Consider the following 25,550-nt stretch of genomic DNA (forward strand, 5'->3'; position numbering starts at 1 on the left):
CTTAACCTTATCATCATATTATCACCCGGAAATAGAGGTGTCAAAGATAGAGATTTTTATCTCAACACTTTTTTTGTGAATTGGATTTCTGTTTTAAATTTAATATAGGGATGGATATTATGGTTGTGTATTCATCATCGGTCATGTCACTTATCATCATGCCACGGTTTTTCTTGACAGTTTGGTCAACATTTGTCGTGCCGAAGCCATGTTCTAAAGAGGTGTCAGGCTTAATTTTTTTGGGAAGATTTTTGGTGCTATTGCAGCAGTCTATACGAAATTTGTCATAAGCATCTATATAGATGCTTAGCTTAATCCATCTGTCAGAAACAGCAAGCTTTTTACAGGCATTGATACAGTTGTCAAGAAGATTTCCAAGTATTATACACAGGTCATAATCTTCTATGGGGATGCGTACTGCCTCTAAATTTAAGGAAGTAGAGAATACAATACTATTTTCTTTAGCCAGGTTACTATAGTTGCTTAGTAATGAGTCGATAACCAGGTTTCCGGTGTTGAAAAGAGAATAAGTATTCTCAAGGTCTTCATATGAAGCTTTAACATAAGTGTTGAGTTCGTCATATCGTTTTTCCTCGATGTATTTTAAAATGGTAAAATGATGTTTCTTGGTGTCGTGCACAACGCGTCGTGTATTTCTGTATGTGGTACTAAGCTGTGAATATTTGTTTTTCTGAAAATTAATCTGCTGTTCGAGCTGTGTGTTTTTCAATACCAGCTTATGCGTGTATTTTATGCGTTCAAGGATAAAATAATTTGTAATATTTAAAATCAAAATACAAGGTAAGATAATTATGTCATAAGAAGTAATTTCAATTTTAAAGTTTTTTTGAGCAGACAATGTATTAAAGAGCAACAATGATATAATAGGTGTGACGAGACTGAATATATGATACTCAAAATCAGATTTTTCGCCACCCTTTGAAAACATTGTGAAAATAAGTATAAACAAAAATAATATTATTTTTGAACCAAAACCTAAAATAGCAACAAGATATGGTGTTTCATGTTTTAATATATCAGGAGATGTAAGTTTGATGATGAGCATAAAGGTAGCTTCAGAAAAAGCAGCAAAAAATTGAAAGATTATACTGTAGATAACTTTTCGCCGTAAAGTAGTCTCATACAAAAAACATAATGCAAAGGTGGAAAGTATGCTTAAAGAAATGGTTACAAAAATAGAGAACTGTTTGTCAGGATTGTGAAATAAAAGCTGGTTTGCCATTAAAACAGATTCAGCCAGTACAAATGCGGCATAAAACAGGGGTGCGGGAATATTTGTCCTGCGTGTGTGAAAAGCCCTGTTGAGATAAACAAAGACCAAAAGCATATCAGTGATATAAGATAAAATGTCAAATATTATCATTTAAACTAAACCCTCCCGGTGTCATGTATGACCAACTGATGTTTATAAGCTGTTTCAAGCTCTTTCCTCATGCGGCGGCTTAGAGGAAGCGTATCAAGATTATCCATTGTCAGTTCTGAGCCAGAAAAAAAGTGAATATGGGCAATATTTACAAGAAAACTGTTGTGGCATTTTTGAAAGGGAAACTGTTCCAGTTTTTTTGTCCATTCTTTTAAAGTGCCTTTCGCAGTGAGCTTTTTATCTGTCAGACAAAATTGTAAAAGATTTTTTTTGGAATCAATGGTCTCAATATATAAAATGTCATTAAAATTGACTGCTGTTGATGTATTATCAATAGCATCTATAGTAAGGTAGCAATTATTATCATCCATGTCAAGGCGGATTTCATCGAGAACTTCAAAGAGAGTTTCTTTGCTTACGGGTTTTTGCAGATAGTTATAAGGGTGTACCTTGAAACTGTCATGCATATATTCAGGATAACTGCTCACAAAAACAATAAATACATGGCGGTCTATACTTGAACGGATAATAGATGCAAGCTCTATGCCATTTGGTTCGGGCATTTCTATATCGAGAAAGACTATATGATAGTCATTAGCGTGCCTGAAATTTGTAAGCAGGCTCTGACTGCTCTTAAAAGAAGACAGCGTAAGATTCATATCTTTTTCAAACTGATAATTTAAAATAAGATTAGTTGTTTCTTCTAAAAAGACGGGGTCATCATCACAGACGGCAATTCTATAGTTCATATTAATCCTCCCTGTTAGCAGTTTATATTTAGTGTTTTAATTTACCGATTATCTGATTTATTGCAATTATAAATATACAGGCGTTTATCATAAGATAAAATTCAGGCATATCATTATAAATAAATGCCGTATATACAGTTGAAATTAAAATTATATATATAATACAAAATTTTTTTAATCTGTGCTTTGCATCTGAGACAAGTCTGTTGTTTTTGTGGTCGATGGGTGACAGATACATTATAAGTACACAACATATTATATAGCATATATTTAAGAGTGTTAAAGGTATATTACCAAATAACTGATAACAAAATAATGTGACAAAATACAATGAATAAGATAAAATGCTGCACATTATGCGGGTTGAAGCATGAGCACCTCCGGCAGACATTTTTAATGGAATGATAATGACTGCGAATAAAAGTGCGGAAATAAATCTGTTAAAGATAAGTCCTGACAAAAGAATGGTCAGCGGAAATATAATAGTATCTATTGCATATTCAAAACAATAGATATAGGAAGCCCTGTCGTCATTACTTATAGTGCCTGAATTGATAAAAAAATCTGTTATATGTTTTGCTGCTGTATTTGATATTTTCATAGTATTCCTCATTTCTGTTTATCTACACATTTTATATATCGGTGTTTGTGTCAGGTGTGCACGGACACTAAGTTTGTGTGAAAGATTTTGCTGTTTATAATAATTATCCATAATATAGTTGTTTTTGCATCTTGTATTCCCAGATATGACTGGTAAATAATTATTATACATGAAAATATATAATTGTGCCAAAAAATGGGAAAAGTGGTCAAAAAACGGGGGAAAGGGGTAAAAAATAGCAAAAAAACAATGAAATTTACCACTTTTCCTTAAATTTTGACCCCTTTTCCCATTTTTTCGTTTTTGGTCGAAAAAAGGTGTATAGTATAAATTGTGCAAGATAAAAGTACAATTTTGATTGCAGATAAGGCTGAATTTATGTAAAGTACAAATTTTAAGCTGAAAAGTTGATTTCTACAAGATTTAGGCTCACTTTAATAAGCTTACGACTTTTATTAAAGTTGGTAAGTCCTAAGCTATGAAAGATTTTAAGCTTCTTATATGCTGTCGCTGATTTATTTTATCAGCAACAACTACAGTTAGTAACTGTGAAATACCTGACAGTAGTAAATCAGCATGTAATGTTTTTTCATTGGTAGTTTTACGATTAGCAACGCAGAAACTATCCTTAAAGTGGTTGATTGATTTTTCAACATTAACCCTGATTTTGTATGTTTCATCCCATTCCTTAGAACCTCGTTCTACACCGGGATAGGCTCTGAGATTTTTTTCGGGATAAACATAGATCATTTTGCCGCATGAAGAAGTTGTACATGGATCATCGCAGTGACAGACACGACGGCTTGACTTGTCTTGCCGGTTGTATTCCCATTTCATTTTGGGACATACAAATTTCATGGTAGGCAGTTTGCTTCTTAGATTGGATTTGCTTCCTTCTCGTTTCATTGGAAGTAAAGGATCATAAGAACTGTTAAAGTTATTGGCTTTTGCATAGGCTTTAAGCTGTTTAATAATGCGGTTGGCATATTTAGGGTTATTTTCGGTAACATAAGCTTCAATGCCGGAAGTATCAAACAAAAGCATAGAAGCAAGATTGTTATCAATGTCTTGACATATCGGTTCGGTAATATCAACAAGATTATCAAAAACCGATTGTAAGTCTGATAAAAAGTCTTGCTTAAAGCGAGTGATTTTTGAAGCATCAGGAACTTTGGTAAAACCACAGAATTCCCTTAGAGGTCTGGAATAATGAAGAAAGACCAGCAAAAGAGAATCTGTTGGAATAGAAAACAGATGTTGAATAATCAAAGCACAAAGCATTGCAGTTAAAGGATATTTACGATTTCTGCCTGTCGCTGCATAGTAATGATTGTAAAAAGAAGTCGGAACAATTTCATCAAGGTCGATGAAATATTGAACAATTCAATTGATGAAGTATTGGTAATACAACATGCCAAAGAATTTGATATTCCAGAAATCACTGAATCCGAAGTGCAGGAACAACTACAAGATTATAAAAACCAATATCCTGATTTGTATAATGAGGCAGTAAACATATATGGTGTGGATGAACTATACCAAGGCCAAGAAAATAGAATGATGTATGACAGAGTGAAAAAATATGTGATGTCGAATGTTTTACAAGAAAAGTTCACTGAACAAAATATTAAAAATTTTATTGCCAAATACAAATTATCTGAACAGTTAAAAGAGTATTCGATGGAACAAATAAAAAAATCATTGAAAAAAGAAATCGAGGATTATCTTTTTGATGAATGGGTAGATGATATAAAGAAAGAAGTAAACATTGTTTACTATTGAGTCAAGAAATTCCATTAAATACATTTTAAGGTATCAAATTTTGTAGTGATGTACAAGATAATAAACAATTAAAAAAAGAAAGCGAGGATTATCTGATGAAATCAAAAAAACTATTAATAATGTGTTTGAGCTTGTTTTTAGCATTTGGAATTTGTGTGCCAGTGATGGCAAAAGAACCAGAAGGGTATAATTCAAATAAAGTTCCAGAATGTATGCAGCCAGGTACAATAATTTTATTTGATAGCAACACACACTTTATTATTTTGGAGGGAGATTTTCCGAATACAGAAAATAAACAGAAAATTTTATTAGAAGAAAAATCTTTAGAGGAAAGGGAACTGGAAGGTGAAGCTAAACGTAATGGAACTTACTATTCAGCACCTCATGAAGATAACATGGTACCTGTTAAAGGAATGAAAGTTATTTACGGAACAGATGGATTACTGAATACCGTTGAGGGGGCAGGAAATAAGACAGCAAATATCACTTCGATAGTAAATACAACTTATAATAAGATTTCTGTTTCTGACTCCAATAATATTATGAAAGCTGCCGCAAATAAGAAACTAATAGCTCAATGGGGACCTAATAATTATAATAAACTTTACAAAAGCGGAAAAGAGTATATTGGTTATGGACGAGCTACAACTTTTAATGATAAGAAAGGTCAGAGGGATCATATTTTGAAAAAGGGTGATGTAGCAACGAGTTTGAGATATGATAACTGCCAATATGGCACGAAGGTGCAGGTAAATGCACGAAAAAAAGGAAGTACGAAGAACGCAACTCATGTTATGTATAAAAGAGATGCAGGAGGGATGGATAATGCGATTGTGGATATATGGAAAGAAGGGGTTGAATATTGGGGATATAAGTATTCAAAGAATCTATCTTTGCCGGGCAAAACAAAGATTGTCCATAATTAAGCACATTAACATATTCATTTCTTTTGTATTGGTTATAATGCTTTTTGTGGGATGTCAGACTACCGAGAAAACACTCCAAAAGGATTCGGGCAATCTGGCGAAAACAAAAATTACAGAAGATAAGTATATAACACTTACAAATACATATGTGGCAGATCAGGCAGGGGAAAATAATGAAATGATGGTTATGGATGTTATAAAGTATGATTTATCAAATGGGACAATATCTAAAATAGCTTCCCTGCCCTATACTTCGCAATATCCATTGACTATGTATGATGCAGAAGAAGAAAAAGTATATTATACAGCAAATGCCGATGATGGCAAGGGAGACGAATTATTTGTTATGAATTGCAATACTGATGAATCAGTGCAGTTAACAAAATATTTCTTTGCGATCAATAATATATATCCTATAAAAAATGGCATCTTTGTTGCTGGGGTAAAAAGACATGAGGAACTAGTTAGACCCTATTTTTATGACAAAAAAACAAAGAAAGTTAATGCAATCTTGCTGCCTGAGGATGTTAATATAACTTGCACTCATTATAATCCAATTAATCAGGAACTATTCGTGGTCGGATATCGAGAACAAGATGACAGGAAAGCCTTAGAAGAACAAGGTGAAAGCGGTGATGTGCAGGGTATTACACATACTATATATAAGTTTGAAGATAATAAATTCAAGCAGATATATACCAAAAAGAACTGTTATATCAAGAGCATTGCTACTTGTGAGGATAGCTTATTTATCAAATGGGGGGCGAGCTATTTTAGCGAGCATATGAAACTATCAACAGTATATCCAGGGAAAAAAACGGAGGAATCTTTCCAATTTCCGAAAAGTGAAATGGAAAATCTGGTTGATAATGCTTTAGTGTATGTGGATGAAGATGAGATTTTCTATTTAAGGAATTTTGAAAAAAAAGGCAAGGGAGAGAGTGTAGATCAATTGTGTTGTTATAGCAGACGCGATAAAAACATCAAAGTATTATTTGATACACAAACGGAGTCAGCAATTAATAATGCTCAGTTTATTGTTAAGAGATGATTTTTTTCAAGCCTATATGTTGCTAACCTTGTAAAGAAATTCGAGAATGAAATATAAAAAGAGAATGCTTCGGGAAAATAATTATTTTCAGAGAAACATTCTCTTTTTGTGTTTTGTATTTATAGATATACCGATTTTACAGTGTCTTTGTCATCCTGTCCTATAAATACCCTTTAGAAAGAGAACCACACGCATCACTTTTGGTGGAACTTGGATTTCAGCCATTGGCAATAGCAGAGCGGCTGGGGCATGAAAAGATAGAAACCACATTAAATACTTATTCACATTTATATCCGAATAAGCAGGCAGAACTGGCAGAAAGATTAGAACTTGAGAAGACATGGGAGGGATTGATATGAAAAAAACTAAATCTGAAATTTATCTGTTGGTGATGGGAGTTGCAATGGCAGGAGGAATTTTTTATGGAAAGGAAACTGTCGGAGCAAAAAACTTTAGTAAAAATGTGCAGGTTGCAATAGGGAACAGTGAAAAACTTAGTTTAGGAAATAAGAGTAATAGTATTAAATGGACGGTAGTATCAGGAAAAAATAATATTAAAATAGTTGATAAAAAAGCAAATCAACTGAGTATATCCGGAAAAAATACGGTGTTAAAATTTGCTGATAGCTGCAAGAATGTGGATTTTTCATTTAAAGTTCCGAAGAGTATTGTTATCGGTAAAGGAATTGAAAAGATTACGACCAACTCGGATGTGCCTTTTGCCGTAAGTGAAGAGGGTGCTGCATATAGTGGAAATCTTAAATGGAGTGACATTACATTTGAAAATGGCATTGTTCTTAAATATGATAGTGTAAAGGCATTATTGACAGAGGGATATTTTGGAAGAAAATTGTATAAAGCTTTTGATAAAGAAATGAAATATCAGAACGGAATGTATATATGGGGAGAAAAATATCTGACGGATTATGACGGTAAGGAGGCTTCGCTTGAAATACCTGATGGAATAACGGAAATAAATGCCGGAGCATTTGCACAATGCACTCAGATGCCTGAAAAGATAACAATACCTGACAGCGTTTTTAAAATTGAAAAATATACATTCAATAATCAGAACACAGGCAGACTTAAAGAGATTGTAATGAGCGATAAGACGATTGCAGACAAAGATGCCATTGAACCGGATGTCATGAAAAAACGGATGTATTGCTTCTGGACGAGCCTACAAATGGTTTGGATGATAATACTGTTAAAGATTTTTGGAATATAAAGGAAGAATCAGACAAGTTATAATTGTGTTTAAAGTTTCAGTATTCCGTTTTCTAAGTATGACTGGTAAATAATTATTATACATGAAAATATATAATTGTGCCAAAAAATGGGAAAAGGGGGCAAAAAACGGGGAAAAGTGGTAAAAAATAGCAAAAAAATAATGAAATTTCCCACTTTTCTTTAAATTTTGCCCACTTTTCCCATTTTTTCGTTTTTGGTCGAAAAAAGGTGTATAGTATAAATTGTGCAAGATAAAAGTGCAATTTTGATTGCAAAAGTTTGTCTTACACAAAATTTTATCTGTTAAAGACTAAAAAGTCTTGAGCGGAGTACGGAAAGGAGAGAGGACGGGTTGAGAAAACTAAAGAAGTTTATCGAAAAGCATGGCAACAGGATTTGTGCTATGGCGGTGGCTTTCGGGGGAGTTTCGCTGATGAGTTGCAGATATATCTTTTACGAACCGGAAAAGCCTGAAGACTTAGACAAGCTGGTAAGCAGCCGTGCTAAGAAGTGATGTTGATGTTACAGTGTAAAAATGTGACATTAATATCGAAAGGTGTATAAAGGGAATGGGACTATTAAACAAAATACACCCTCACCCTTAACCTCTACCCGGGTGAGGGCTGTTAAGATGATGTGGGTAGAAGAAAATAAAAGATTTGAGTAAGAGATTATGAATAAAAAAATTTTATGTATAACTAAAAAGGTGATAACAGGTTGTTTGGTTGCAGGTGCATTAATGATGAATGTTTCGTCTGTGGGAGCTACGACTAAGCAATTAACAATAAATAAATTAGGCGGAAAATTTAAGTACACAAGTGACCGAAGAAGCCATAATCATGGTTATGTTAAGGTGAGATGTGGCGGAGTCAGACCGGAAATGCCATACACTAAAGATGGATTTGAAAGAATCCGTGTTAGAATTTGCAGAAAAGATGGTGAGGGGAATTATAGACTTTTTAGTGTAAGAACTGAAAATGAGTATAATACATACATAATTAGGGAAGGAGCTGAGACAAGGAAAATTTATTTGAATCAGGATTATCTGGGAGTTAATACTGCATATTTTGGGTGGTGCGGAAACAGTAAAAATTATGGTGCGGATGCGGAAGTAGCATACGACGCAATGTAAGAGGATGTTAAATAGTTGCACATTATAATAGTAAGTCGATGATAATTGATTTGCTTCAGGCTTTGTAAAAAATGCAAAGTCTGAAGCAGTTATAGCTGTTTTTTGGTAAAAATAATTTTTTCCGTTTGGTGACTTTATGATTATCTTTTTGTTAGATTGTTATGGTAGTGTTTTTAATAACAAAAGAAAATTATTATGATGTAAAAATGTAAATAAGAAACATTTAGAAATGGAGTTAAGATGTTAAAGAATATAAAAACGCAGATAAATATTATAGCCAGACAAAGGGGTGTTTTTTATTGTTTCTTTTTATTGTTAGGGTGCGTAATTTTTAATTACATACACAATCTCAAGAGATGCAGTAGTTTGGAGAGGTATATGGTTCCTAATTATCTGAATATGTCAGTTTTTTCATATGACAATCAGTATGGGATATATATATTGACATTTATGGCTATACTGCTTGTTTTGCCAGGTGGATTATCTCTTGCAAAAGACAGAAAAAACAGAACAGATATATTGTATGTAAACCGATGTGGCGGTTATAAGAATTATTATATATCAAAAATAGCAGCTGTTTTTACTGTTACTTTTGTATGTTTTACAGTTCCTTTTTTGATTGAGATTATATTGAATGTATGTGCATTTCCAAATGAAGCATCCGAAGAAATGAGGTCAGTTTATCAGGCATATGATAAAAGGAATAATGTCGATGGTACCGGTGGGACATTTTGGATGTGTGGTATATATTATTTATATCCGGGATTGTACGCAGTTTTAAGGATTGTTTTGACCGGTTTACAGGCAGGGTTATTATCGTTGGTTCCATTGGCAGTCTCATGTTTTTACTGTAAGTATCAGGCATATCTGCTTTTACCTGTATATCTTATGTCTGTTTTTTGGAATAATACAACTTTTAAGGTGTTTGGACATAAAATAGAACATAATTACGCAAGTTATCTGACATGGGGAAATACGAAACTCGACACATCGGATTGTATTTATTTCCTGATTATGGTATTTACGGTTGCGTTAGTGTCTGTAATATGTATGCTTATATGTGCGGGAAGAAGGGAGAACAAAAGGTGAAAGTTTACAGAAGATATTATTTAATACCCTTTTTGTATGGGATTATTTTTTCGTGGTATGGCAGTTTTCATAATAGTAAAAAGATTGAGTTATGGCAGATGGTTTCGGCGATAACCGGTGGAAATATAATAAATTCAATGAGTAATCATGTGATTTCAGCAATTTTTGAACATTATGTACCGTTTTTTATGTTTATTATAATATTTTCTACATACATATATAGAAATTTTTGTAACAGCAGTGTTTATGTTTTTTCAAGGTGTGAAAACAGAGTAAAATGGTATATGAAAGAAATTTTAAAATTACTGTTATTTACATTGGCTAATGCAATGATGATTTTAGCGGGATATATTGTTACTGCTGTTGTCGGAAATAAATTAGCATTCAGGACAGACTCGATTTTTTTGGTAGTCAGATATTTGATTATTTATACATTATGGAGTTTTTCGATTGTACTTTTGGCTAATATTATATCTATTTTAAAAAATGGAATATTGGGTAATATTGTAGCAATCAGTATTCCTATAATAGTGACGGTATGTCTTATGACAGTCAATTTTGAAAAATTAAAAGGGATGGAATGGAAGAAGCTGATATGGAATCCGTGTGCGTATCTGGTTTTTGGCTGGTATAATGTGAAAATAGAAAATAAACAGATAATTGGCTCAATGTCGAGAGGTCTTTCGATACAGAGAGGATATTTGATGTTTGCGGCAATAAGTCTGATTGTTGTCATTGTAGGTGCGGCTGTTGTTCAGCAAATTGATATTATGGATAATAAAGAATGATTGGAGAAGTGGCAGAATGAAAATAAAGTTGAATAATGTGTCTAAAACTATTAAGAACCAAAAGATATTAGATAACATAAATGCTGAATTTGAGAGTGGAAAAGTTTATGGAATAGTGGGCAGGAACGGCTCCGGAAAAACCATGCTTTTTAGAGGAATGTCAGGTCTTATGAGGATTGAAGGGGAGGTCTGGCAGGATGAAATGCTGCTTGGACGTGATATGCGTATTTTGAAAAATCTTGGTATTATTATAGAAAATACGGATATGTATCTTGAATTTTCAGGATATATGAATTTAAAGTTTCTGGCAGATATAAATAAGAAGATAGGGAAAAAAGAAATAAGACAGGCAATGAAAGATGTCGGTCTTAATCCAGATGAAAAGAAATCTGTTGGAAAGTATTCTTTGGGAATGAGACAAAAATTATCGATTGCACAGGCTATCATGGAAAAACCGGATGTATTGCTTCTGGACGAGCCTACAAATGGTTTGGATGATAAGACTGTAAAAGATTTTTGGGAACTTATAAGGAGAGAAAAGAAAAGAGGGGCAGTTATATTACTAGCCAGTCATAGTAAAGATGATATTAGGGAACTTGCAGATGAAATTTATCATATGAATAGTGGGGTTCTGACAAAGGAGTGAATTTAGATGAAGTTAAAAATAAGCATAATATCATTGATATGTCTGATTGCGGCTGTTGCGGGGATTGTTGCACATAATGCAAGAAGTGATGCGTTAAATGATGAGAAAAATGCAGGTGAACAGGTCGTTTCTTTTTTTAGAAAAGACTATCAGCCGCTATTAGAAGAAGCCAGGGAGGAGGCATTAGGAAGCAAATTAATATTAGAAGTAAAAGGAAGAAAAAACAGAAAATTTGTTCACGGGGCATTAGTTCAGGATGTAGAATTGATAAGGGTTGTAAAAGGAAAAATCAATACGAAAGATTATCATCAGAAAATGTATGTAGTAGGTGATGTGTGGGTTGAAAGCAGAAACAATGCCGGAATGGGATTTACAAACTATATAAAAAATGGGGACAATTATATCCTTTTTGCTAATAAGGTGTATGAAGATTATGAAAATAAATGCAGTGTTATCGATATGAATAGGGATATGATAGGTTTTAACAGGCTTAATGTTTCGGAAAATAAAAGTTATGTCTGTAAAAAAGGTAAAAAACATACAAAGTATAAGAATGTGCGTGATAGTGAATTTTTTTGTAATGATGAAAAAACTTTGAAAAAATTTTGGAATTTAAACAGGGAATAATAGATACATTACATGATTATCTGGAGCCGGGAAGTTTTTATGAATAATAATACTGTAACATAATCTTAAATGCTTAATAACTTTTTTCTTAAGAAAATAAAGAGTAGTATATTTATTAACAAAGGGAAATAAATATATACGGAAAATACAGGAAGTTCAAAAGGGAGGAAACAAAATACACCCTCACCATTAACCTCTACCCGGGTGAGGGCTATTAAGATGAGGTGGTTTGTATGCTTAATTACATAAAACTAAATTTTAAGTTGATGACAAAAAAGAAAACATTTATTGTTGCATTTGCGGTTATGTTAGCTATAGCAATAGCGTTTCCGTTTGTGACATATATCAGATATATGAAAAACTTTGAATTTAATATGCCGGCAGCAAATTCTGTATTTATGGCTAATACATTTATGCAATGCTGGGATTATTTAGTGGTTATTTTTCCATTTTTGGTGGTTTTTCCGTATGCGATGTCATTTTACGATGAAAATAAATTAGGAGTTAAGTTTTATATTCAAACAAGAGGAGGTAGAAAAAAATATTATTTTTCTCAAATAATAGTATGCTTTTGAGTGATCTGCATAGTCCATTAATAGTTCTATAAAATAAATGCAGTGTTATTAATGTGAATAGGCATATGATAGGTTTTAACAGGCTTAATATTTCGGAAAATAAAAGCAATGTCGATAAAATGAGTCATAATTTTAATTAAATATGTGCAACATTTTAAAAATTTTCCTGTTATATATTATAACAGGAAGTTTTGAATATTGAATTTACATGGGAGGGATTGATATGAAAAAATCTAAATCTGAAATTTATCTGCTGGTGATGGGACTTGCAATGGCAGGAGGAATTTTTTATGGAAAGGAAACTGTCGGAGCAAAAAGCTTTAGTAAAAATGTGCAGGTTGCAATAGGGAACAGTGAAAAACTTAGTGTAGGAAACAAGAGTAATAGTATTAAATGGACGGTAGTATCTGGAAAAAATAATATTAAAATAGTTGATAAAAAAGCAAATCAACTGAGTATATCCGGAAAAAAGACTGGTACTGCAATAATAAATGCAAAAGTATCCGGAAAGAACACAATATTTAAGTATAAGATTAAAGTTAAGAAAGTGGTTTGTTCATTAAAGAAAGGAACTCTTACGATTAAAGGAAAAGGCAAAGCTTTTTCTAAGGAAAGCGGTCTTTTTTGGGAGAATACTGCTATTAAAAAGGTAGTTGTAAAGAAAGGAATTACTGAGCTGCCGCCATCTGCATTCAGAAGCTGCACAAATATTGAAAGTGTGAATATAGCATCAAGTGTAAAGAAAATTGGAGACAGGGCTTTTGGGGGATGTAAGAAAATAAAGGAAGTTGTATGTCCGGGAGAATTTAATGTTTATGGAAACGGATATGCGGACAATGGCAGCAATTCAGATAATTCATGGAGTAAAGATACACCTTTTCCGGAGGAGTGCGGCACGGTCAGATTTAATTCGCAGCTTAATACAAAGAAAGTAAATACTGATATTATATCTGCAAAAAAGATATATGTATGGTCAAAAGACAAGAAATATAAAAATGTAGATGGCAATATATATAGTAAGGACGGAAAGACATTTGTTATGTATGCCGGAAAAAATACGGTGTTAAAATTTGCTGATAGCTGCAAGAATGTGGATTTTTCATTTAAAGTTCCGAAGAGTATTGTTATCGGTAAAGGAATTGAAAAGATTACGACCAACTCGGATGTGCCTTTTGCCGTAAGTGAAGAGGGTGCTGCATATAGTGGAAATCTGAAATGGAGTGACATTACATTTGAAAATGGCATTGTTCTTGAATATGATAGTGTAAAGGCATTATTGACAGAGGGATATTTCGGAAGAAAATTGTATAAAACTTTTGATAAAGAAATGAAATATCAGAACGGAATGTATATATGGGGAGAAAAATATCTGACGGATTATGACGGTAAGGAGGCTTCGCTTGAAATACCTGATGGAATAACGGAAATAAATGCCGGAGCATTTGCACAATGCACTCAGATGCCTGAAAAGATAACAATACCTGACAGCGTTTTGAAAATTGAGAAATATACATTCAATAATCAGAACACAGGCAGATTTAAAGAGATTGTAATGAGCGATAAGACGATTGCAGACAAAGATGCCATTGAACAGGGTATAAATGTAACTAAAAAATAATTTAACATTGTCGGTTAAGCAACACAGAGGATTGTGAATATCCGTTTTACTGCAATAAATATGGGTGTTTGAAACTTAGATATAAAAAACAAGCTATAAATACTGAAAAAATAAGTGTTTATAGCTGTTTTTTGTATTTGTAGAAAGTTATGTTTACCGTTTGGTAACCGTATGGTTGTTTTTTAGTAAGGTTGTTATGATAGTGTTTTTAATAACAAAAGAACATGGTTATCAATGTTTTTGAAAAAGAAAAGAGGAAGAGTTTATGAATAAAAAAATAATAAATTCGGCTTTAAAAATATTTGTTGGAATAGTATCGTGTCTTGTGATTGCTTTTGTTGTCATGAATGAATTTGGGATAATTGATGAGATAAAAAGTATGCAGCGTATAAATAAGGTCGATAAAAATAATGGGACATGGAAAAGTGAAAAGATAGGAAAAGATAAAGCATACATGGAAATCTGTGACGGAGAGGCAGGAAAAGAACCTGATTTGGCAGGTGTGAACATTAGGTCTGAAAAATATCAGGAGTCATCCAATATTGATATGTATGTAAGGTTGAAACAGGATATGCAGGATGTCACATATGAGAAAATAGAAATATATGAACCTGATGAAAACAATATTCATTCTGATAATTCATACTATTATTGTTTTGTTCCTAAAGACTGTGATTATATAACGGTGGGAAAGAAAAGAATAAATATACAGGAGGGAAGTATAGACACCGTTGAGCATGGGACTATCAAGTTTAGAATGGCAATGTTTTCAGGTGGAAAGTACCGTTCAGATTATGATGTGAGAGATGCAAAAAAAATAAGATTTTATACAAAATCAGGTAAAATATATCAATACTCTGTTTATGAAGGAGAAGGAAAATGGTTATAGCAGAAATATATAAAGTTTTTAAATCATGGAAATCAAGGATTGTTATTATTTTGGCAGCTTTATTAGGAATTTTACACACTATTGACTCAATATTTTATACAGGAACAGATAAAAAGAGTTTAAATCCTTATCATCCTGCGTTTGCTTCATTTTTAAATGGAATATCGGCAAACGGAAAATACAGAACTTATTTTTTGTGGATAATGCCTATATTTTTAATCTTTGCATATTGTGACAGATATGTCTCGGAAAAAAAGAAAAATATGGATATAATTTATTGTAGCAAGATAGAAAAAAAACAATATTTTATTTCAAAACTGGTAACGGCGGGAATTGTTGCAGTGATTATCAATCTAATTCCCAATATTATAAGTATTATAATGACAAGTATTTTTCTTCATGGGAAAAATGGATTTATGGATGTAGAAAAATGGTCTTTAAAAGATGTGGGAACTTTTAATTACTGGTGCATACATCATGCGTATGCAGCATATGCAGTGTTTCTTTTATCAAATGTAATAGTCATGGCACTTTTAGCTGTAATATGCCAAAGTATAATTTTTATTATTGAAGATGCAAAACTTGCAATGCTTATTATGACAGCAATATGGATGGGGGTTTATTTTGGAAACAATTACTTTTTTATAGGATTTATTTTGCAGCCGTTCATTGATGAAAGCAGCCTTACATCATTTGTTGTGCACTGGCTGAGATATATTCCCTTGGTAATATTGTGTGTATTACCTGCTTATTTTAAGGTGGTGAAAAAAAGTGAAAGGTTATAAGAAAAAAATTAAAAATTGGTGCATGGTCTGTATTATGGTTCTGGTTACATTTAGTATATTGTGGGTCGGAATGAATTTATCAATGATTTTTGGAAGATTTGAAATAAGTGTTGACAATATTATTGATGTAATAGATGAAAAATATAATAATTGCATAAAAATGGCAGGAATGATAATTCCTGTTATATATTCGGTGTCATTTGGCTATATTTTTGTCATAGATAAAAACTATGTAATACTTAGATATGGAAGAAACAGATACGGAAAGAAAGAAACAAAAAAAGTCTGCATATTTTCTATACTTTTTGCGGCTATATATATTTGCACTGATGTGATGCTTATGAGTATTTTTGTGAGACATTCAGTTTTGACAGATACTTCCTATTATTTATATATTATTTTAAGGTTTATAATGATGGTATCTTATTTATCTATGATAGGAATGACTTTATTATTTTTGCGAAATGTTATGATGTTTTTGGACATATATTTTATCATAGGAGGAATGATATATGTATTTTTAACATTGCTTTATTATATTATTGGAACAGTCAATATACCTGTAATGTGTATGGCATTTGCAGATGAATGGTTTACCAGGCATAAATTTGATGGGCTTAGTTACATTATAAATATTGCAAAGATGTTTTTGACTTCGCTTATTTTAATGTATCTCGGACAGATTACATTTATGAAAAGGGACATTATAGGAAATGAAGAAGTTTAGGACAACAATAATCGTATCAGTAATTCTTATTTGCTTTTCAAGTTTTATGCTTGGAAAGTGCAGTGAAAGTATGTACTGTGGTATAGAGTTTGAGAGCAGTATTTATACATATATATTAAATGCTTTGATTTTTATATGTGGCTTGTATTCAGGGGGAGATATTTATGAGCGTATGCTTAGTGTAAGTGATGTATCAGAACAGAAGCTATATGAAAGGCTAAACCAGTTTAATCTTGCTAATTATATAAGTATGCCACGAATAAAGGATATGTCAGGAAATGTATTATGGACGACTATGTGTGTGTTGGCTATGATAGTGTTTGTTGTAGGAGTGTTGTGTGTATATATAAAAAAGGTGGATTTACTTAAAAAAAGTTAGGTGGTTGTGAAACCGATTATATGTTGTGTTAGTTGTTATATCCTTACAATTTAAGTATAGCTTATGATAGTTTCACAAAAATTTATAGATAACATGGATATACGGAAAGGAAGAACGATTATGAAAATAGAGATTAAAAATCTTACTAAAAAGATTAAGGGGAATACGGTACTTGAAAATGTGAACCATACTTTTGAAAGCGGAAAAGTATATGGACTTCATGGAAGAAACGGAAGTGGAAAGACAATGCTTTTAAGAAGTATCTGCGGTCTTATACTCCCGACTGAGGGAAGTGTAGTTATTGACGGAAAGGTTGTCGGAAAAGATATTGAGTTTCCGGAGAGTGTCGGTATCATCATTGAGCATATGAGCATGGTCGATGATATGACAGGATTTGATAATCTGAAAGCTTTAGCCAAGATAAACAACAGTGTATCAGACGATGATATAAGGATGTGTCTTGCGGATGTGGGACTTGACCCTGAGGATAAAAGAAAAGTAAAAAAATATTCTCTCGGAATGAAACAGAAGTTAAATATAGCACAGGCTGTTATGGAGAAGCCGAAACTCTTACTGCTTGATGAACCGACAAACGGACTTGATAAGGAGAGCATCGCAAAGTTTTATGATATACTTAAAAGACTTAAGGCTGACGGAACGCTTATTATAATAGCAAGTCATATAACCGAGGATTTAGATGCATTGTGCGATGAAATAATAGAAGTGGAAGAGGGAAAACTTGTAGATTGATTTTAATACTATCAGATAAGTAGCAGAGAGGATTGTGGACACACACTTCACTGCAGTAAAAATTAGATGAAAAAAATTTTGGAATTTAAACAGGGAATAATAGATACATTACATGATTATCTGGAGCCGGGAAGTTTTTATGAATAATAATACAGTAACATAATCTTAAACAAATCTTAAATGTTTAATAACTTTTTTCTTAAGAAAATAAAGAGTAGTATATTTATTAACAAAGGGAAATAAATATATACGGGAAATACAGGAAGTTCAAAAGGGAGGAAAAAGTTATGCGTAGAGAGATTTATGAAAATATAATAGGGACTTTACTTGGAATTGCAATGCTTGCGGTGGTTTTTGCATTTGTCATAGTATTTTTCTTTGGTGGAAAAACAAGTAAGACCAAAGTTTCACAGCCGGTCAAAGCAGCATTGGCAAAGTCGGATATATCAGTTAAAAATGATATGAGTATTTTTAACAGAAACAATTCTATACATAGAAGCTGGAAAAGTGAGCCGGTAGGTGATATGAATCTGTGGTTGAGAATGACAGATGTAGGAAAGCCATATGACGATGGGGAGTCGGAGTCCGGTGATGTTTCAGACAATGCTGCTTATAGTGACAAAAATGAGAACTCGGATTATATTCCGGTTTTGCAGAAGTTTGACGGGTATCGTGTGTCTGTGAAAGCGAGGTCTGACAGGTACCGCAGATTTAAAAGTAAGGAGTTTTTTATTCCGGCAGATTATCTTGCAAGTATAGATTACACGCAGGCAAATATTTATACCATATGTAAACCGGAAGAAAGCGGCGTATGTTCAAAAAATATGTATTTAAGTGTGGTCGCACCGTCAGATTGTAAGTATATAAGGGTTGGCAATCAGACTGTTGCAGCTCAGAATTGTGAGATGTATATAAAGAAAGCGGGTATGCTTAAGTTTAGTGTATGTGTGTTTGAAACTGACAGTGATACAGATATTTACGCTAACGGTTATATCAGAATGTATGATAAAAAAGGGGAAATGCATAATCTTATTCCAAACAGATATGGGGCTTAGGAGGTTATAACAGTTCAGGGTCAATTATTGTCAGAGACGGCAAGTTGTGCCTTGCATTGTTCTGAAATATGTGTTAATATAATTATAGGCCGTAGGGAGGCATGGGTAATGCCTTAATCCAAATATCCCATTAGCGGGATTAAGAATGGTATATCCATTCTTTTTTTTTACCTAAAGGAGAGATAAAATGGCACAAAAGGAATTACCGATTACGCTTGAAGAACAGATAGACATGATGAAAAAGTATGTGTCTTTTAGACAACGAATACGAATGCGTCGTTTTTTACTGCATGCAGGATATTTTAGAGCGAGCAGATATGGAAAATTTTTGCTTTCTAATGTTGAGAATGTGGGTTATAAATCGTCACAGGATGCATTGTTTGCATTGTATCAGTTTGATGTTGATCTGAGGAGAATACTTATTTATTATTGCAATCGTGTCGAAGTGCGATTTAAGAGTGCAATATCTAATGCCTGTGCGATAAAGGCACAGGATGGGACTTTTTATATGAAAAAGGAGTATTATGCTCCGTCAAGAGGAGAGAGGGATACCAAGAAGAGAAAAACGAATATAAAATATTTTGAAAGCGTTTTCTATGATGATATTGTACGCAAAGAAGAAAAACTGAGAAAAAATGTTGTTAAATATCCGGAACTAAAAGAGTATCGTAAAGGTGGAAACAGGCATACCAATAAACTCCCAATATGGGTAACATTCAGTTATACGGAATTTGGTACTATGTCAATGATGTATAATTATCTTCGCGGCGATTTGAGAAAGGGTGTGCTTACATATCTGTTTCATGAGAAAAGATATTCTAAAGGAGATACGGAACTGGTGGATACATGGCTAGATGGTGTACGAAATTTGAGAAATTATTGTGCACATAATTCCATGGTGGTTGGACTGAAATCCTCCATTGTACTACGACATCAGAAAGATGCAGAAAATCTGTTACCTAAGAACAATGATTTATATTCCAGATTATACGCATTGAAGAAATTGTTGTCTGTTGAAGATGCGAAGTCCATGAAGAAGGATTTGGTGAAACTGATAAAAAAGAGCAGTGTAGATATTTATACATTAAAAATACTTCCGGAACAATGGGAGATACTATACGATGAAATCAGTGAATTTTAATAGTAATGTTTGAATATAATAGTAATATCCGTAGGGAGGCGTGGGTAAAGCCCTGATCCGAATATCCCATTGGCGGGTAGGCAGTTCGAAAGAGAGCTGCCTATTTTTTTTCGCAAATTTTCCCATCAGTACCAGTAACTTACCTTCTGGGTTCTCTTTATTAAATACCTGCATTGATATACTTTAATTGTCCGTAAGGGATAACCACTTGCAAGTGATACAAGAAAATTTAGTCGTGTGATACAGGAACCATATTACATGACGGCAGATCAAACATAAAATGGGGAACCGGAATACCGAGGTTATTTGAAGCCTGTGAGGAGTACGGATTACCAAAGCCAGGGCTGATTGATTTTGATGGCGATTTCAGAGTAAATATGTACCGTAAGGTAAAAGGTGAGTTTGGTGTCAATGGTGTGGCTACCCAAACACACCAAACTACCCAAAGCAAGGAATTAACACTATCAGATGATGATAAAAATATATTGGAATTAGTCCATAATTATCCGTACATGTCTCAAAGAGAGTGTTATGGAGCTCATCCCAACTGCGTAGGACTCCGGCTTTTTTAGTGTTAATAATGACATTTCTGCTGATACAGAAATCTTTATTCTTACTTTGCGTGGCTGATTTTCATCAAAATAGTATTCATCAGTCAAAATAAGGCCAGAAGTATTCTTCTTATGAATTCATGATTATTTTCACAAGCCCCTTTTTGACTGGGAGAAGATGGATTACAATAAAACAGCCGAGACCTTATCACTCCGTCTGAGTCATAAAAGATGAAAAAAATTGTAAAAAACTGTTGACACATAAAAAACAGTGTGATATAGTAATATCGTTGTCGCAAGACAGCGGTGTTATTTATATTGTATGCGCTTCTAGCTCAGTTGGCAGAGCACCTGACTCTTAATCAGGGTGTCCAGGGTTCGAACCCCTGGAGGCGCATTGAAAGTCCTCGTTTGGCAGTTTGGTCTGTTGGGTAGGGACTTTTTTTTATTGTATAGGAAAATGTTCGTAAAGTACACTAGGAGCAAAATGCTGGTTTTGCTCTCTTTTATGGAATTAAGAGATGAAAAAATGCCGATAATAAAATTAGGACAGTAAAAAATTGCACATCAGATTTGTGTATGCATACATTTGATACACACTTGAAGCATATCTGATGTGTACAAATAATTGTACGGAGATGAGGATTGCTATGGGAATTATTATAACTCATAAACAGATGGAATTTTGGAAAAGAAATATTACGGCGGTCGTGGGTATGCTGATTTTTTCTATGGGCATAAATTTCTTTATCGTGCCCGCTGACCTGTATAATGGTGGAGTGCTTGGTGTCAGTCAGATAATCAGAACATTTCTTGTCAGGTATCTGCATCTTTTTTCGGGAAGTACGGATATTGCAGGTGTTATCAATATGCTTCTCAATGTGCCACTTTTTATTTTGGCATATTTCTCAATAAGTAAGAATTTTTTTGCGAGAACTCTTGTGTGTGTGGTTAGTCAGACTTTGTTTCTGAGTGTTGTGCCGATACCGGCTAAGCCTATTGTTGCGGATGCACTTTCAGCGAGTATCATAGGTGGTATATTTGGTGGTGCAGGTATAGGTATTGCTTTGAGGTCAGGTGGTTCAAGCGGTGGAATGGATATTGTAGGAATGTTCTTTACAAAGAAGTTTAAGGGATTTTCGGTCGGCAGGATTTCACTCATGTTAAATGCCGTCGTGTATGGAATTTGTGCTGTTTTGTTTGGCGTTCAGACGGCAATTTATTGTATAATCTATTCGGCAGTAAGTATGCTCGTGACAGACCGCACTCACACGCAGAATATAAATGCTGAGGTTATTATCTTTACCAAGAAAGAACCTGTTCAGATAATGGATTATATAGTGAAGCAGTTTAAGCGTGATGCTACATGGTGGGAGGCAAAGGGCGGTTATACTGAGGAAAAGACTTATATGACGATTGTTATTTTATCTAAATATGAGTGTGCACAGCTTAGGAGAGAGTTAAAGCAGATTGATGAGCACGCTTTTGTTGTTGAGAAGGATGGTCTTAACATCATGGGACGGTTTGAAAAACATCTTTGATATTGAATGTGAAAAAAACGGAAAGATACAGGCAAAAAGTACATGGAAGAAGAAAAACAAAGTTACAGGCGGCAGTCGGGGTGCGAAGCAGCTTATAAAATGAAAAAATCGGGAATGAGGGAGGTTTTGGTGTGGGAGAAAATGAAAAAAATCAAAACAAAATGAGATACGAAAAGATTATCATGAATATCTCTTTAATAGGAAGTATTTTGTTTATGCTGTCAGAAGGATTTATGGCATATTATACAAAATCACATTCGCTTTTGATGGATTGTATTTTTGATGTTACAGATTTGATAATGATAGGACCGTTTATGGTGCTCGTACCTCTTTTGTATAAGCCGGTCACGGAAAAAAGACCGTATGGATTTTCGCAGGTGGAGTCTCTCTTTGTAGTTATCAAATACAGCGTTTTGCTTGTTATAACGATTCAGCTCGTGTGGGACAATCTCTATACGATTTTTCACGGGGGCAGGCATGTTGATGGTGGGAGTATCGCTGTTTTTGAGCTTGCGGTATGTGCGGGGTGTCTTATAATCTATATTTTAATGTACTATTTCAGCAGAAAATACGCTTCTCTAACGATTCAGGCGGAGATTTACATATGGAAACTGGATATTATCTCAAGCTTTGGTGTGGCGGTTGCTTTTTTTATACAGATACTTGTTAAGAAAACGCAGTTTGCATGGATTGCATATTATGTCGATCCTGTGGTTGCCATAGTGATGGCTTGTTTCCTTCTTATAGAACCGGTGAAAATGATTTTTGTAAATCTGAAAAATCTGGTGCTTTTTGCCCCCGAACAGGATATAATGGATAGTATAAGATTTGTTGCGGAAAAGCATATGGACAAGGTGTATTGTGATATTGAATTTCTTGATGTTATTCAGACGGGAAGAAAAACATGGGTTGAGATTTATTTTAAAAGTCACAATGATCTGATAAATACAAAAATTCTTTTGCAGCTTCGTAATGACATCAGAGCAGAACTTAGAAAGGAGTTTGATCAGGTTTATGTTGAACTTATTCCAAGTCTGCCTGATTAAATTTTGTAAATATGATAATGTACTTTTAAAAGATAGTGACGGTGAAGTGCATTTTAGGCTGACGGATGCATAATAGGTGTGAACGGGACAGCCAATGTAGAGGAGTTGAGCGATATGGGCAGAATACTATCGTATGTGATGTTCGGTTTTTTTGTCTGTACTACGATAATGTCAGCGAGTGTTTTGCGTAGTAGGGAAAAATTAAAAATAAATAATATTCTTTTTGCACTTGTATGTATAGGAAGTTCCATTTGGAGTTTCTGTTTTGGATTTATATGGATTCAGACAGATCCGCTTCGTGCATATTACTGGCGGTGTGCGGGTATGGTCGGCACATTTATGTATATGATATGTGCTATGTTAGTCATTGCAAGATGGTGTGGACAAAAGAGATTGTGGATAAGTGCGATAAAAGGCTTTGCTTTTTCGGCAATTCTGCTATATCCGTTTTTAATGCAGAAAAGCAATACGGTATATCATATGTCTGCAATAGGTATGACATATGTGTTTGTTCCGGGAATATGGAACACATTATATGATATATATTGTATTGTGTGTGCTATAGGCTTGTTTGCACTCAGTGGTTTTATGAAAAAAAACGGAGAGCGCAAGTGGGAGCGTATCGTAGGTAAACGCCTGTTGTTTTGCGAGAGTGTTATTGTTGCCGGTATGCTGCTTGATACGATAATGCCGGTGTTTGGATTTAATGCTTTTCCGGGAAGCACACTGTCACAGTTATTTGGGGTGCTGCTTCTTTACAGAATTTATCTTTTTATAAATAAAAATAAAGTTAAGCTGGAAAATGTATCAGAGTTTGTTTACTATTCGGTCAAATCGCCGATTCTTATATATGATTACAATAAGAAACTTAGGATTGTCAATAAAAGTGCGACGGATTTTCTGAAAATTTCAGAACAAAATTGTGAGAATGTTTTGTTTACAGATCTTTTTGAAATGGGAAATGAAAAACTTAAATATGGTGGGTATTCTAATAAGATAGATGTAAGGTGCAGGGCGAATGGTGCTCACTGCCGGCTTGATATAAACCAGATATCTGATGAGTACGGCGAGACAATGGGATATATTATTATCATTGATGATCTTACAGATAAGATAAAGACTATTGAAGCTCTTGAGGCGGCAAGGAAAAGTGCTGAGGCAGCAAGAAAGAGTGCAGATGATGCAAATAATGCAAAGTCAAATTTCCTTGCACAGATGAGTCATGAGATAAGGACACCGTTAAATACGGTGCTGGGAATGAATGAGATGATTTTGAGAGAGTCTGACTCTGAGACGGTTTCAAAGTATGCTTCGTACATAAAAAATGCGGGACAGACATTGCTCGGTATTATAAATGATATTCTTGATCTGTCTAAGCTTGAGGTGGGTAAGACAAATATAGTTGCAGAGGATTATAATCTTAAGTTTGTAATCAATGATATAATCAATCTTGTTTCTTTGAAAATCAGGGAAAAGGGGCTTAAGTTCCGGCTTGATATGGCAAAGGATATTCCAATGTATCTGCATGGTGATGTTTTGAGAATTAAGCAGGTTATTATCAATATCATGAACAATGCCGTTAAATATACGGATAAGGGTCAGATTACGCTCGGTGTCGGCTGGGAAAAGGCTGATAAGGAGAGTATAATGCTGATATTTGAGATAAGAGATACCGGGCGTGGTATAAAAAAGAAAGATATTGAAAGGATTTTTTCACCGTTTGAGAGGGCGGAAGAACAGCGAAATCATACGATAGAGGGGAATGGACTTGGTCTTGCCATCACAAGAAAACTCGTAAGGCTTATGGGTGGAGAGATAAGTGTGAGGAGTGAATTTGGAAAAGGTTCCGTTTTTGAAGTCCAGATATTGCAAAGGATAGTGCACGAGAAGAACGGTGAAAATGTTTTGAAGCTGCAAAACAGGGAAAAACATGAGGATACACATATAAGTGCACCTGATGCAAAAATTCTTGTTGTCGATGATGTTGAGACAAACAGGATAGTTGTAAAAGAACTGCTTCGTGTCACTGATATAAATGTGGAGGTTGCAAGCAGCGGAGAGATGTGCCTTGAACTTATGAAAAACAACAGGTATGACCTTGTTCTTCTTGATCATATGATGCCAGGAATGGACGGGATAGAGACATTAAAACTTATAAGAAAAATGGAAAATTCACCTAATAAAGATACTCCGGTCATAGCGATGACTGCAAATGCGGTTCTTGGAGCAAAGAGTATGTATCTGTCAGAGGGATTTGACGATTATATTTCAAAGCCGATAGGCTATATAGAACTTGAAAATCTTATAAAGCGGTATGTGGACTGTAAAAGAGCTTAACACTGTAATCGTTGCCGGTCACACAGTAGGTTGAACAGTAACAGGCAACAGAGAGGATTGTGAATATCTGCTTGGATTTTATTGAAAAATGTCAGAATATAGTTTATACTGATTTTATGTGTCGTAACAGTTCAGCCATAAAAAGATAGTT

The 25,550-nt window shown here is 34.0% G+C and carries 26 protein-coding genes, 1 tRNA gene and 1 pseudogene; 24 read left to right on the forward strand and 4 right to left on the reverse strand.

Annotation, left to right across the window (positions count from 1 at the left end; genetic code table 11):
* Positions 1 to 61: 61 nt before the first annotated feature.
* The 4 genes and pseudogenes from DW721_RS13225 to DW721_RS13240 form a co-directional block, all read right to left on the reverse strand.
* Positions 62 to 1,384: a sensor histidine kinase gene (locus DW721_RS13225; protein WP_118746034.1), complete on the reverse strand. Its 1,323-nt coding sequence runs from the start codon at positions 1,382 to 1,384 to the stop codon at positions 62 to 64.
* Positions 1,385 to 1,389: 5 nt separating this feature from the next.
* Positions 1,390 to 2,133 carry a LytTR family DNA-binding domain-containing protein gene (locus tag DW721_RS13230; protein ID WP_118746035.1) on the reverse strand — a complete coding sequence of 248 codons (744 nt, stop codon included), beginning with the start codon at positions 2,131 to 2,133 and terminating at the stop codon, positions 1,390 to 1,392.
* Positions 2,134 to 2,161: 28 nt separating this feature from the next.
* Entirely contained in the window at positions 2,162 to 2,734 is a 573-nt protein-coding gene (locus tag DW721_RS13235; RefSeq protein WP_182436328.1) for an accessory gene regulator B family protein, read from the reverse strand.
* Positions 2,735 to 3,273: 539 nt separating this feature from the next.
* Positions 3,274 to 4,129 (reverse strand): annotated as a pseudogene (locus DW721_RS13240) (transposase); the annotation flags it as partial.
* Here DW721_RS13240 and DW721_RS15930 point away from each other — a divergent pair.
* The 24 genes from DW721_RS15930 to DW721_RS13360 all read left to right on the forward strand — a co-directional run bounded on the left by DW721_RS15930 (position 4,109) and on the right by DW721_RS13360 (position 25,399).
* Positions 4,109 to 4,516: a hypothetical protein gene (locus DW721_RS15930; protein WP_147355411.1), complete on the forward strand. Its 408-nt coding sequence runs from the start codon at positions 4,109 to 4,111 to the stop codon at positions 4,514 to 4,516. The pseudogene DW721_RS13240 and the gene DW721_RS15930 sit on opposite strands and share 21 nt — an antisense overlap.
* A 95-nt stretch (positions 4,517 to 4,611) precedes the next feature.
* A complete protein-coding gene (locus DW721_RS13250) occupies positions 4,612 to 5,442 on the forward strand; it encodes a hypothetical protein (protein WP_118746038.1) in 831 nt (276 codons plus the stop codon).
* A complete protein-coding gene (locus DW721_RS13255) occupies positions 5,342 to 6,493 on the forward strand; it encodes a hypothetical protein (protein WP_118746039.1) in 1,152 nt (383 codons plus the stop codon). The genes DW721_RS13250 and DW721_RS13255 overlap by 101 nt, the downstream gene beginning before the upstream one ends.
* A 224-nt stretch (positions 6,494 to 6,717) precedes the next feature.
* Positions 6,718 to 6,852: a hypothetical protein gene (locus tag DW721_RS13260; RefSeq protein WP_347560388.1), complete on the forward strand. Its 135-nt coding sequence runs from the start codon at positions 6,718 to 6,720 to the stop codon at positions 6,850 to 6,852.
* Positions 6,849 to 7,721, forward strand: a complete 873-nt coding sequence (locus DW721_RS13265) for a leucine-rich repeat protein (RefSeq protein WP_182436329.1) — start codon at positions 6,849 to 6,851, stop codon at positions 7,719 to 7,721. Before DW721_RS13260 ends, DW721_RS13265 begins: the two co-directional genes overlap by 4 nt.
* 354 nt (positions 7,722 to 8,075) lie before the next feature.
* Entirely contained in the window at positions 8,076 to 8,237 is a 162-nt protein-coding gene (locus DW721_RS16170) for a hypothetical protein (protein ID WP_182436330.1), read from the forward strand.
* 159 nt (positions 8,238 to 8,396) lie between these two features.
* The gene (locus DW721_RS13270) at positions 8,397 to 8,855 is read left to right on the forward strand and encodes a hypothetical protein (protein WP_118746041.1); all 459 of its coding nucleotides are present in this window, start codon (positions 8,397 to 8,399) and stop codon (positions 8,853 to 8,855) included.
* 366 nt (positions 8,856 to 9,221) lie between these two features.
* Positions 9,222 to 9,944 (forward strand): hypothetical protein, encoded by a 723-nt coding sequence (locus tag DW721_RS13275; protein ID WP_147355412.1) that lies wholly within the window; start codon positions 9,222 to 9,224, stop codon positions 9,942 to 9,944.
* On the forward strand, positions 9,941 to 10,732 hold the full coding sequence (locus tag DW721_RS13280; RefSeq protein WP_118746043.1) for a DUF2705 family protein: 792 nt from the start codon (positions 9,941 to 9,943) through the stop codon (positions 10,730 to 10,732). Before DW721_RS13275 ends, DW721_RS13280 begins: the two co-directional genes overlap by 4 nt.
* A 16-nt stretch (positions 10,733 to 10,748) precedes the next feature.
* Positions 10,749 to 11,378 carry an ABC transporter ATP-binding protein gene (locus DW721_RS13285; RefSeq protein WP_118746044.1) on the forward strand — a complete coding sequence of 210 codons (630 nt, stop codon included), beginning with the start codon at positions 10,749 to 10,751 and terminating at the stop codon, positions 11,376 to 11,378.
* 6 nt (positions 11,379 to 11,384) lie between these two features.
* Positions 11,385 to 12,005 (forward strand): hypothetical protein, encoded by a 621-nt coding sequence (locus DW721_RS13290; RefSeq protein ID WP_118746045.1) that lies wholly within the window; start codon positions 11,385 to 11,387, stop codon positions 12,003 to 12,005.
* Between the two features lie 233 nt (positions 12,006 to 12,238).
* Complete coding sequence (locus DW721_RS13295) at positions 12,239 to 12,580, forward strand: hypothetical protein (RefSeq protein ID WP_118746046.1); 342 nt, start codon at positions 12,239 to 12,241, stop codon at positions 12,578 to 12,580.
* A gap of 223 nt (positions 12,581 to 12,803) precedes the next feature.
* Positions 12,804 to 14,198 (forward strand): leucine-rich repeat protein, encoded by a 1,395-nt coding sequence (locus DW721_RS13300; protein WP_182436331.1) that lies wholly within the window; start codon positions 12,804 to 12,806, stop codon positions 14,196 to 14,198.
* Between the two features lie 265 nt (positions 14,199 to 14,463).
* Positions 14,464 to 15,087, forward strand: a complete 624-nt coding sequence (locus DW721_RS13305; protein WP_118746048.1) for a hypothetical protein — start codon at positions 14,464 to 14,466, stop codon at positions 15,085 to 15,087.
* Positions 15,078 to 15,872, forward strand: coding sequence for a hypothetical protein (locus tag DW721_RS13310; RefSeq protein WP_118746049.1), 795 nt, complete (start codon positions 15,078 to 15,080; stop codon positions 15,870 to 15,872). The genes DW721_RS13305 and DW721_RS13310 overlap by 10 nt, the downstream gene beginning before the upstream one ends.
* Complete coding sequence (locus DW721_RS13315; RefSeq protein WP_118746050.1) at positions 15,859 to 16,599, forward strand: hypothetical protein; 741 nt, start codon at positions 15,859 to 15,861, stop codon at positions 16,597 to 16,599. The genes DW721_RS13310 and DW721_RS13315 overlap by 14 nt, the downstream gene beginning before the upstream one ends.
* Positions 16,586 to 16,978 carry a hypothetical protein gene (locus DW721_RS13320; protein WP_118746051.1) on the forward strand — a complete coding sequence of 131 codons (393 nt, stop codon included), beginning with the start codon at positions 16,586 to 16,588 and terminating at the stop codon, positions 16,976 to 16,978. Before DW721_RS13315 ends, DW721_RS13320 begins: the two co-directional genes overlap by 14 nt.
* Before the next feature lie 117 nt (positions 16,979 to 17,095).
* Complete coding sequence (locus tag DW721_RS13325) at positions 17,096 to 17,728, forward strand: ABC transporter ATP-binding protein (RefSeq protein ID WP_118746085.1); 633 nt, start codon at positions 17,096 to 17,098, stop codon at positions 17,726 to 17,728.
* 287 nt (positions 17,729 to 18,015) lie between these two features.
* Positions 18,016 to 18,783 carry a hypothetical protein gene (locus DW721_RS13330; protein ID WP_118746052.1) on the forward strand — a complete coding sequence of 256 codons (768 nt, stop codon included), beginning with the start codon at positions 18,016 to 18,018 and terminating at the stop codon, positions 18,781 to 18,783.
* Between the two features lie 187 nt (positions 18,784 to 18,970).
* The gene (locus tag DW721_RS13335) at positions 18,971 to 19,924 is read left to right on the forward strand and encodes an Abi family protein (RefSeq protein ID WP_055946343.1); all 954 of its coding nucleotides are present in this window, start codon (positions 18,971 to 18,973) and stop codon (positions 19,922 to 19,924) included.
* 875 nt (positions 19,925 to 20,799) lie between these two features.
* A tRNA-Lys gene (locus tag DW721_RS13345) sits at positions 20,800 to 20,872 on the forward strand.
* 253 nt (positions 20,873 to 21,125) lie between these two features.
* Positions 21,126 to 22,016: a YitT family protein gene (locus DW721_RS13350; RefSeq protein WP_243036026.1), complete on the forward strand. Its 891-nt coding sequence runs from the start codon at positions 21,126 to 21,128 to the stop codon at positions 22,014 to 22,016.
* 131 nt (positions 22,017 to 22,147) lie between these two features.
* Entirely contained in the window at positions 22,148 to 23,062 is a 915-nt protein-coding gene (locus DW721_RS13355) for a cation transporter (protein WP_022013811.1), read from the forward strand.
* Between the two features lie 114 nt (positions 23,063 to 23,176).
* Entirely contained in the window at positions 23,177 to 25,399 is a 2,223-nt protein-coding gene (locus DW721_RS13360; RefSeq protein ID WP_118746053.1) for an ATP-binding protein, read from the forward strand.
* Positions 25,400 to 25,550 lie beyond the last annotated feature (151 nt).

The sequence above is a fragment of the Clostridium sp. AM27-31LB genome (assembly GCF_003480745.1).
GTDB lineage: Bacteria > Bacillota > Clostridia > Lachnospirales > Lachnospiraceae > Butyribacter > Butyribacter intestini.